The organism is Bergeriella denitrificans NBRC 102155 (assembly GCF_001592185.1).
Lineage (GTDB): Bacteria > Pseudomonadota > Gammaproteobacteria > Burkholderiales > Neisseriaceae > Neisseria > Neisseria denitrificans.
In genome coordinates, this window is sequence record NZ_BCWL01000055.1 from 1 (window position 1) to 10552 (window position 10552).

The 10552-nt window shown below is 52.4% G+C and carries 7 protein-coding genes and 3 tRNA genes; 4 read left to right on the forward strand and 6 right to left on the reverse strand.

Annotated features, from left to right (window positions below; all coding sequences use genetic code 11):
• Nucleotides 1-13: 13 nt before the first annotated feature.
• From hpnC to BDE01S_RS04740, 3 genes are all read right to left on the reverse strand, one after another.
• Entirely contained in the window at nt 14-829 is an 816-nt protein-coding gene (gene hpnC / locus BDE01S_RS04730) for a squalene synthase HpnC (RefSeq protein ID WP_066077992.1), read from the reverse strand.
• A gap of 253 nt (nt 830-1082) precedes the next feature.
• Nucleotides 1083-2303, reverse strand: coding sequence for a dicarboxylate/amino acid:cation symporter (locus BDE01S_RS04735; RefSeq protein ID WP_066077995.1), 1221 nt, complete (start codon nt 2301-2303; stop codon nt 1083-1085).
• A 154-nt stretch (nt 2304-2457) separates the two neighbouring features.
• The gene (locus BDE01S_RS04740) at nt 2458-3735 is read right to left on the reverse strand and encodes an aminotransferase class V-fold PLP-dependent enzyme (protein ID WP_218015852.1); all 1278 of its coding nucleotides are present in this window, start codon (nt 3733-3735) and stop codon (nt 2458-2460) included.
• A 152-nt stretch (nt 3736-3887) separates the two neighbouring features.
• Here BDE01S_RS04740 and BDE01S_RS04745 point away from each other — a divergent pair, with 152 nt between their 5' ends.
• Nucleotides 3888-4790, forward strand: a complete 903-nt coding sequence (locus tag BDE01S_RS04745) for a LysR family transcriptional regulator (protein ID WP_066077996.1) — start codon at nt 3888-3890, stop codon at nt 4788-4790.
• 91 nt (nt 4791-4881) lie between these two features.
• Nucleotides 4882-5988 carry a phosphoserine transaminase gene (serC, locus tag BDE01S_RS04750; protein WP_066077999.1) on the forward strand — a complete coding sequence of 369 codons (1107 nt, stop codon included), beginning with the start codon at nt 4882-4884 and terminating at the stop codon, nt 5986-5988.
• A gap of 319 nt (nt 5989-6307) precedes the next feature.
• Here serC and BDE01S_RS04755 read toward each other — a convergent pair.
• The 3 genes from BDE01S_RS04755 to BDE01S_RS04765 form a co-directional block, all read right to left on the reverse strand.
• A tRNA-Ser gene (locus BDE01S_RS04755) sits at nt 6308-6398 on the reverse strand.
• 98 nt (nt 6399-6496) lie between these two features.
• A tRNA-Leu gene (locus BDE01S_RS04760) sits at nt 6497-6583 on the reverse strand.
• Nucleotides 6584-6623: 40 nt separating this feature from the next.
• Nucleotides 6624-6710 (reverse strand) — tRNA-Leu (locus BDE01S_RS04765).
• A gap of 90 nt (nt 6711-6800) precedes the next feature.
• On the opposite strand from BDE01S_RS04765, the gene rnr reads away from it, so the two are divergent.
• Nucleotides 6801-9368 (forward strand): ribonuclease R, encoded by a 2568-nt coding sequence (gene rnr / locus BDE01S_RS04770; protein WP_115225412.1) that lies wholly within the window; start codon nt 6801-6803, stop codon nt 9366-9368.
• Nucleotides 9369-9610: 242 nt separating this feature from the next.
• Nucleotides 9611-10351, forward strand: coding sequence for a tRNA (guanosine(46)-N7)-methyltransferase TrmB (gene trmB, locus BDE01S_RS04775; RefSeq protein ID WP_082790422.1), 741 nt, complete (start codon nt 9611-9613; stop codon nt 10349-10351).
• Nucleotides 10352-10552: the final 201 nt, after the last annotated feature.

A 10552-nucleotide genomic window follows, 5' to 3' on the forward strand; every position in this document is an offset into this window, starting at 1 on the left:
CATTGTAAGCAGGCTATTTTTTCAACAAGGCGCGCTTGATAATGATTAGCCAGTCTTTTTTATCCAATACCGGACGCTGCGTGAATACATCGTATTTGCAGCCGTCGAGTTTTTGCAAAATCAGCTGGCCGCCGACCACAATCATACGCAACTCAAAACCGATGCGCCCTTTCAGCGTTTTGCCCAGCGGCGAGCCGGATTTAAGTATTTGAAACGCACGCGTGCATTGGTGCGCCATCAGCCGCTGAAACGCAAAATCGGCGCGCCCTTCGGCAATCTGCGCTTCGGTTACGCCGAAACGCTGCAAATCGTCTTGCGGGATATATACCCGCCCTTTCTGCCAATCCACGGCTACGTCCTGCCAGAAGTTAATCAACTGCAGGGCGGTGCAGATGCCGTCGCTGCGGGCGATGCTGACGCCATCGGTCTTCCCGTAAAGGTGCAGCATAATCCGCCCGACGGGATTGGCCGAACGGCGGCAGTAATCAACCAGCTCGCCGAAATTCTGATAGCGCGTTTTCACCACATCCTGTTTGAATGCCGAAAGTAGGTCGTAAAACGGCGCCAGCGGTAGATTAAAAGGCCGGATGGCTTCCGATTGCAGACGCTGCATCAGCGGCATCAGCGGCTTTTCACCCCTGCCGATACGCGCCAACTCCTGCTCCAAATCCATCAATCCCCACAGCCGCTCTTCATCGGACAACTCGCCCTCATCGGCAATGTCGTCCGCAGTACGGGCAAAAGCATAAACCGCATGGATGGGCTTGCGCAGGCGGCGCGGTACGGCCAGCGAGCCGACGGGGAAGTTTTCATAGTGGTTTACCGACATGGCTTTGCTCCTGTTTTCAGACGGCCTGGCGCTGTTTTCAGACGGCCTGATGGGATTTTCCGCAAAAGCCGTCTGAAAAAACCGCATAGCAAAGCTCTCACCCGCTTGCCGCCGTCATTTCCTATGCAAACGATTATAATCAATTTCATCTGTTTAATCTGCCGGCCTGATGAAAAATCTTTGCAAGGCGGCAAACAAAAATGCCGTCTGAAAATCAAAGTTCAGACGGCATAGCCGGTGAGGATAGGCTTTATCAGCCGTTTAAGATGTCATCGTCGAGCATCTTTTCCTTTCGGGCAATACACAAGGTGCTGACCACATCACCCGTTACATTCAAAGTGGTATGCCCCATATCCAATATGCGGTACATTCCGGCAATCAAACCCATAATCTCCAAAGGCAATCCCATAGTAGATAATAGCATGACGGTCATCACAATACCGCCGCCCGGAATACCCGGTGAGCCGATAGATACCAGCGTAGTCAACAAAATCAACGTGATTTGTGATGTCACGTCCAAATCCACGCCGTAAATCTGTGACACGAAAATCACGGCCGCCGAATAATAAACCACTGCACCGTTCATATTCATGGTTGCACCAATCGGCAGCGTAAACTGAGCCAACTCATTATGCACACCCAGCTTTTTCTCCACAACTTCCGTTGTTACCGGCAAGGTGCCCGAGCTGCTGGTGGTGCTGGCCGTTACCGCCCAAATCGGCAGTATCTTCTTAAAAAAGACACCCAGAGGTACTTTGGCAATCCATTTTAGCATCGCTAAATACACCAGCAGAATAACGGCCAACAGACCCAGATAATCCGTCAGGATAAATTGTGCCAACGGACCGAATACTTGGATGCCGTATTCGCCGATGGAGCAGGCAATCAAAGCGGCAACGCCGTAAGGAGAGAGTGCCATGACCAAGGCGGTCATTTTATACATCACTTCCGTACCCGTGCTCATCAAATCCCGCAGCATTTTCGCCCGCTCGCCCAGCAACACCATGGATACGCCGAGAAACAGCGAAAAGACGATAACCTGCATCAAATTCCCCTCTACCAATGCTTGAAAAGGATTGGCAGGAAACAAACTGACTATGGTCTGGCCGATATTGGGTATTTCTTTGTTTTCGGTTGGCTGATTGGATACGGCCAATGCGGAAATATCCATACCGGCTCCGGGCTGAAGCAAGTGTGCAACCGTTAAGCCGATACAGCCCGCCAGAACGGTGGTGGATACATAATACAGCAGTGTTTTACCGCCGATGCGTTTCAAACGCTGGATATTGTCGATACCGGTAACACTCGAAGCAATGGAAAAAAACACCAGCGGCACAACAATCATTTTAATCAAAGTCAGGAAAATCATACCCACCGGCTTGATAACCAGCACTTTTTCCTGAAAAATCAACCCCAGCACAATACCGGCGGCAAAACCGATAGCGACTTTGGTAGAAAGGCTTAATTTCTTCATCTTATTTCTCCTGTATTTTTTGTTTTATTTATATGCATTCGGATAAGCAGTTTGTACAAGGTTTGAGATTACAAATCAGAATTGCCAAAACCATGCCACATCCGGCGGTTTATCTGATTCGGTCTGTTGAAAATATTTTTATCTCAAACCCATACTACTTTGCCAAAACATGCGGCGGCGCTGCGTCTGCCAATTCGGCAGTTACCGCCAAAAAGCGGTCGATATCTTCTGCTGTATGACAGTGCAGCGGTGAAACCCGTAGAGCACCGCTCAAGCCCAATGCCTCAACAATACGGCGGGAATAGATGCTGCTGTTTACCCGCTCATATACCACCACCCCAGCCCGCTCGTAAGCCAGCCGCAAGGCTTCGAAATCCCAGCCTTCTATCCCCATGGCTACGATTAAATCGCGTCGGGATAAATCCGGCGTGTCTGCATATACCCGTACTTTAGGCTGATGGCGCAAGCCGGGCATCTCTCCGCCTCCTTCCAGCAACCTGTGCAGTAAAAAGCGCTCTTGCTCTTCAATGGCGTGCATGCCTGATAAATACAAATCGCGACGACTGCCCTGACCGCCGCAAGTCTTACCCAGCCAACATACATAGTCGATAACCGCAGAAAAAGAAGCAAATACAGACGGCGTAGGGGTACCCAAAATCCAAGTGTCTTCAGGCTTATCCAATAAGCGGTGATGCGGCAGCCGTGCCAAACGCGGGGAAAGATAAGCAAAACCCACGCCCCTGCCGCCAAAAAACTTATACGGCGCGAAATTGGCGGCATCTATGCCTAATGCTTCAACATCCAACGTACCGTGGGGCATATGCTGCACCGCATCGGTAATGATATAAACATTCGGATTTTTGGCTCTGATCGCCCGGATAATGCCAGGCAAGTCCATAATGTTGCCGGAGATATTGGAAGACGCTATCACACTGACCAAGACCGTCTGCTCATCCACCAGCGCAGCCACTGATTGCGGCGTCACAAAGCCGTCGCGGTCGGCTGCCGCTACGCGAAATGCCCGCTGTGTTTTTTCGCAATAAAACTTTACGGCATCGTAAGCGGAGGGATGCTCAACATTGGTCGTCACCGCATTGCCGCCGCCGACATTTTCCATAATGGCCGCTACCACTTGGAACATGGCTTGCGAAGCACTTTGCTCCACCATCAGCTTTCCCGAGCCTGCACCGAACACGGTACCTAATACATCTTGTATGCCTTTGGCAATCAGCTCCTGAAAGTCCAAAGCCCTGCGGTGTTGCCGCTCAGGACAATCCGGCAGCAAATCGATGGCTTCCTTTATTCTGATAGCCTCTTTTAAACGCAAAGAGCCGCCTGAATTATCGAAAAACAAGCGTGTGCCATAATCAGGATCCTCATCCACGCAAGCAAAACGGCTTCGGATTTCTGCTGATAAAGACAGTGAAAACATGGTAACCTCCCTTTCCATCATCATGAGGGTTCAACGCCGGACAATACGGCTGAATAAATTATAAAGACATGGTTTTTAATGGAAAAACGGAAAATTTATATATAGAATATTCAAAAAATGAATATTTTTGATACCGCAAAGGGAGAAACGCCATGAAACACGCTTTTTTAGAAGCTTTTATCGCGGTTGCTGTGACCAAAAGCCTGACCCGTGCGGCAGAGCAGCTTAATATCACCCAATCCACCATCAGCTACCGCCTTAAGCAACTGGAAGATTCTTTAGACAGTGTGTTGATACGGCGCGAGCCGGGTGGAAAAGAAGCCTCTCTGACCATTCAAGGTGAGAAATTTTTAAAAATAGCCGTCAACTGGCTGACCTTGTCGGAAGAAATCAAACGCTTCAAGCAGGAAGAAAACCACGTTACCGTACATATTGGCGCCATAGAGAGCTTGAATTTGCATATCCTTCCGCCTCTGTATCGTGAAATCAGCAACAAGGCCTATTGCAAACTCGACATCTGCAACCTGCACAGTCGTGAAATCGTCAGCGAGATTGCCAATCGGCGGCTCGACATCGGTTTGGTTACGGATGTAACCCACAAAGAAACCCATATCCAGCTCGAAGAACTCTGCAAAGAGGAAATCTGGGTAGCCGGGCGCAATATTCCGGCCGACTCAGCGCCTATAGAAATGCAGATGTTGGACACCGCCAAAGAAATCTATATCGAATGGGGTTGGCACTACCATCTCTGGCATCAAGGCATATTTACCGAAGGCAGCAGCAATATCCGTTGCGATTCCCTTAATACCGCCCTGCCGTTAATGCAGGATGAAGACTGGATGTTCGTACCCGCCAGCCTGTGCGACATGCTATCCGGCCAGTATGCGCTGACCTGTCGCCCTTTTTGCCACCCTTCGCCCTGGAGAAGGATTTTTCTGGTCAGCCACAGCCATGTTCCCAGCTCGAAAACCGCCGCATTAGAGCAAATAAAAATCGAGCTGCGCCGCTGGTTTTCCATGCGCCCCCTGTATCGTCAGCCTACCGATAGCCTGTAAGCCTGATATTTCAACCCCATACTTGCAGAAAGCCCGCCCGCACTCTACAATCAGGCGGATATTTTCATCGAAACATTTGCAAAGGCCCGTTATGTCAGTCAGCCCGATTTACAACTTCTCCGCCGGCCCCGCCGTATTGCCCGAAGCCGTATTGCGTACCGCGCAGCAGGAAATGCTCGATTACAACGGCACGGGCTTTTCCGTGATGGAGATGAGCCACCGCTCGGATATGTTTATGGGCATACTGCATCATGCCGAGCAGGATTTACGCAGCCTTTTAAACATTCCCGCAAACTACCAAGTCTTGTTTCTGCAAGGCGGCGCGACCACGCAGTTTAATATGGCAGCTATGAATCTGGCGCACGGCTTCGAGCGCGCCGATGCCGTGGTAACGGGCAACTGGAGCCGCCTGGCCTACGAGCAGATGCCGCTGCTGACCGATGCCCGCATTCATCTGGCCGCGCACGGCGGCGAGCAGTTCGACTACAAAGACCTGCCGCCCGTCGACAACTGGGACATCGACCGCAACGCCGCATTCGTCCACTTTGCCAGCAATGAAACCGTCAACGGCCTGCAATACGCCGATATGCCGAAACTTTCAGACGGCATGCCGCCGCTGGTTTGCGATATGTCGAGCGAAATTCTCTCGCGCGAAATCAACATATCCGACTTCGGCCTGATTTACGCAGGCGCGCAGAAAAACATCGGCCCTGCCGGCGTAACCGTTGTCATCATCCGCGAAGACCTGCTCGAGCGCTGCCCGAAAAACATTCCGGCCGTGTTCAACTACCGTACCCACATCGACAAAGACGGCATGTACAACACCCCCGCCACCTACCCGATTTATATGTCCGGGCTGGTATTCCGCTGGCTGCAAACCCAAGGCGGCGTGAAAAAAATCGAAGCGCTCAACGAGTTGAAAGCACAAACGCTGTATGCTGCCATCGACGGCAGCGGCGGCTTCTACCGCAACGACATCGCCCCGCACGCACGCTCCAAGATGAACGTCGTCTTCCAAACCGCCAGTGCCGATTTGGATAAAAAATTCATCCAAGAAGCCGAACTGCGCGGCCTGCGCCTGCTCAAAGGCTACAAATCCGTCGGCGGCATGCGCGCCAGCATCTACAACGCCATGCCTTACGCAGGCGTGGAAGCACTGGCAGAATTTATGGCGGATTTCCAACGCCGCTACGGGTGATGCGGCTGCCGGCATATTTCGTTTTGAAATCGGCAGCCCTCGTTTATATTTAGATTAGATAAAACGCATAAAATGTAAAAAAGCCGTCTGAAAAATCATATTTTCAGACGGCTTTTTTAGGCTTAGATAGACATTCAGGATAATCAATGTCTATTAACACTGCTTTTTCCATTGCAATTACCATCAAGGCTACCATCAAAATGTCGGGACGGAAAGTAATCAAAGGTTACTGCACGTAACGGGTTTACACACCAAAATGCTGATTTTAAAGGAAAAAATAACAAAAAATCCCAAGCTGTGACAGCTTGGGATGGGCATCTGGCAGAGAGGAAGGGATTCGAACCCTCGATACGCTATTCACGTATACACGCTTTCCAGGCGTGCGACTTCAACCACTCATCCACCTCTCTGTGGTCATATAAATTGTAGTGGGAATGTCATCATTCCGCAATACCGGCAGTGTAAAATCCTACCAATAAAAAATCCGGCTCGATAACCGGATGGTGTCTGGTGCCCAGGAGAAGACTCGAACTTCCACACCCGTGAGGATACTAGCACCTGAAGCTAGCGCGTCTACCAATTCCGCCACCTGGGCAATTCAGATTGTAATCAAGCAAAGCGTACCAAAATGATTTTGGTGCCCAGGAGAAGACTCGAACTTCCACACCCGTGAGGATACTAGCACCTGAAGCTAGCGCGTCTACCAATTCCGCCACCTGGGCTTTGCTTTGTTTGTCTTTTTGAGGTACAGTATCGTGCCTCTCAAAGAAGACGCTATTATATATTTCTAAGAAAGATTGTCAACACTAAAAATGAAGAAAAATACTAAATCATTAAATTTGCGAGAAAAAGACCCGTATCTGAGTCGGGAGAAGCAGCGTTACGAGCATCCTCTGCCCAGCCGCGAATGGGTCATCCAGCTTTTGGAGGAGAAAGGCGTGCCGCAGAAAATCGAAAATCTGGCACGCGAATTGTCGATTACGGAAGACGAATATGAATTTTTCGAGCGCCGTCTGAAAGCGATGGCGCGCGACGGGCAGGTATTGATTAACCGCCGTGGTGCAGTGTGTGCAGCCGATAAGCTGGCGCTGGTGAAATGCCGCGTGGAGGCGCATAAAGACGGTTTCGGCTTTGCCGTGCCGCTGGAGCCGACGGGAGAAGGCGATTTTGTGCTGTACGAGCGCCAGATGCGCGGCGTGATGCACGGTGATATTGTCACGGTCCGCCCTGCCGGGGTCGACCGCCGCGGCCGCCGCGAAGGCACGGTTTTGGATATTGTGGAACGCGCGCAGAAGCAGGTGGTCGGCCGTTTCTATATGGAGCGCGGTGTGGCGATTTTGGAGGCAGAAGACAAGCGTCTGACGCAGAGCATCGCGCTGGAGCCCGACAGCGTGGCGGCATTCCGCCCCGAGTCCGGCCAAGTGGTGGTGGCGGAAATCGAAACCTATCCCGAGCATCACCGCCCTGCCGTGGCCAAAATCATCGAAGTGCTGGGCGATTATGCCGACAGCGGCATGGAAATCGAAATTGCGGTACGCAAACACCATCTGCCGCACCAGTTCAGCGATGCCTGCGCCAAAGCGGCGGCCAAAATCCCCGACCATGTGCGTAAAAGCGATATAAAGGGGCGCGTGGATTTGCGCGATTTGCCGCTGATGACGATAGACGGCGAAACGGCGCGCGATTTCGATGACGCGGTGTATGCGGAGAAAATCGGCCGCAATTACCGCCTGGTAGTGGCGATTGCCGATGTCAGCCATTATGTGCGCCCGAACGATGCCATCGATACCGACGCCATCGAGCGCAGCACCAGCGTGTATTTTCCGCGCCGCGTGATTCCGATGCTGCCGGAAAACCTCTCCAACGGCATCTGCTCGCTTAATCCCGATGTCGAGCGCCTGTGTATGGTGTGCGATATGGTGGTAACGTATGCGGGCAATATTAAAGAATACAAATTCTACCCTGCGGTGATGCGCTCTCATGCGCGGCTGACCTATACGCAGGTATGGAACTGGATTTCAGACGGCATCGATCATCCGCATAAAAAAGAAATCGATACGCTGTATGCCCTGTTTAAAATCCTGCAGAAAAAACGCTTCCAGCGCGGCGCAGTGGAGTTTGAGAGCGCGGAAACGCAGATGATATTCAACGACAACGGCAAGATTGAAAAAATCGTACCCGTTGTCCGCAACGATGCCCACAAGCTGATTGAAGAATGTATGCTGGCGGCGAACGTGTGCGCGGCGGAGTTTTTGTTGAAACACAAACACCCCGTACTGTTCCGCAACCACTTGGGCCCGACGCCGGAAAAACTGAAAACCCTGCGCGAGCAGCTGGGCTTGCTCGGCCTGCAATTAGGCGGCGGCGACAGCCCGACGCCGAAAGATTATGCCGCCCTGGCCGAACAGTTTAAAGGCCGCCCAGATGCCGAGCTGCTGCAAGTGATGCTGCTGCGCTCCATGCAGCAGGCGGTGTACGAGCCGGGCAACGACGGGCATTTCGGCCTGGCTTACGAAGCCTACGCCCACTTTACCTCGCCCATCCGCCGCTATCCCGATTTGACCGTACATCGCGCGATTAAAGCCGTATTGCAGGGCGAGACATATCAGCCGAACAAAACCTGGCAGGCGCTGGGCGTGCATACCTCGTTTTGCGAGCGCCGCGCCGACGATGCCAGCCGCGATGTGGAAAGCTGGCTGAAAACCTACTATATGCGCGACAAAGTCGGCGAAGTGTTCGGCGGCAAAATCTCCGGCATGACCAGCTTCGGCATCTTCGTCACCTTAGACGATATCCATATCGATGGCCTGGTGCACATCAGCGACTTAGGTGAAGACTATTTCAACTTCCGCCCCGAAATCATGGCGATTGAGGGCGAACGCAGCGGCATCCGCTTCAGCATGGGTGACCGCGTAACCGTCAAAGTCGCCCGCGCCGATTTGGATACCAGCAAGATTGATTTAACCTTAATCAGCGGCGGCGAAGCCGGTAAAAAACGCCGCAAAGCGCAGGCCGCCGCGCAGCCGAAAAGCAAGGCCGGCAGCAAAGCCGAAGCCGCGCAAGGCAAGTCCGCCAAAAAACGCAGTAAAAAACTGAGCGCCAAAGAAGTGGAAGCGCATTTAAACGCCGCCGCAGCCAAATCCGAGCGCAAACAAAAAGCAGAGAAAGCCAAAGCATCGGCCAAAGCGGAGAAAAAAGCATCGGGCAAGCGCAAAGCCAAAGCAGAAGCTGCACCCGGCCTGCCACTTTCTGCGGGCAAACCCAAGCCCATCAGCCAGCTGTTAAACCGCCCGGCAGGCAAAAGCGGCGTGACCGTCAAAGTCAAAGCCGCAGGCGAAAACGCACCCAAACGCAAAGGGCGCAGCAAAGCCAAATCATAAGCCGCTGCCGAAAAGGCCGTCTGAAAATACCGTCATCCCAAAGTATGATACCGGCTGCCCCGCATCATTCTTATTCGGCCTGACGGTAATTCAGGTATAATGCCGCGTTTGCAGCGCGGGTTGAAGCCAAACCGGTCTTTGGTTTACCGGCCTGTATTTCGATATGATTTCACGACACACAGCCGTCTGAAAACCCGTATTTTCAGACGGCCTTTCCCCGATATAACGGATAATTGTTGAAGATGACAGATTCTACCCCTACCCCGGAAAACGCCCCCGAACAGGCCGCGCCGAGCAGCCAAGTGCCGCCGGAGCATCTGCGTGCCATCCGCAGCTTCGTATTACGCCAAGGCCACATGACCGCCGCGCAGCAGCGGGCGATTGATACCCTGTGGCCGCAGTTCGGCGTCGATTACCAAGCCGCGCCCATCGATTTAAACGCACGTTTCGGACGGGACAATCCGAAAGTATTGGAAATCGGCTTCGGCATGGGTACGGCCACGGTGGAAATCGCCAAACGCCTGCCCGAGCGCGATTTTCTCGCCATCGATGTACACGGCCCCGGCGTAGGCAATATCTTGAAGCTGATGGAAGAAGAGCAAGTCGGCAACATCCGCGTGATGCGCCATGACGCCGTAGAAGTGGTGGAAAACATGCTGGCCGACGGCGCACTCGAAGGCATCCACATCTTCTTCCCCGATCCGTGGCACAAAAAACGCCACAACAAACGCCGCCTGGTGCAAACCCCGTTTGTCGCCAAGCTGCTGCCCAAACTGAAAAAAGGCGGCTATATTCATCTGGCCACCGACTGGGAAGAATATGCCGTGCAGATGCTGGAAGTATTGAGCGGCTTCGACAGCCTGAAAAACACCGCCGCCGATTACGCCCCAACCCCGGCCTACCGCCCCGAAACCAAATTCGAAGCCCGCGGCAAACGCCTGGGGCACGGCGTATGGGATTTGGTGTTTGAAAAAACCGAATAAGGCACTTGGGCTATTATTAGGATAAAAAAAGCCGTCTGAATATTGCTTGCCGCGCGCAGCACGCAATATTCAGACGGCTTTTTTTGACTTTATATAGTCGTTTCGTTGGATTGGGGCAAGGCGCGGTAACGCTGCTTCATTCTTATTTCAAATGACTATACAGACACTCAGCCATCTGAATATAGTCGGAGAAATTAATTT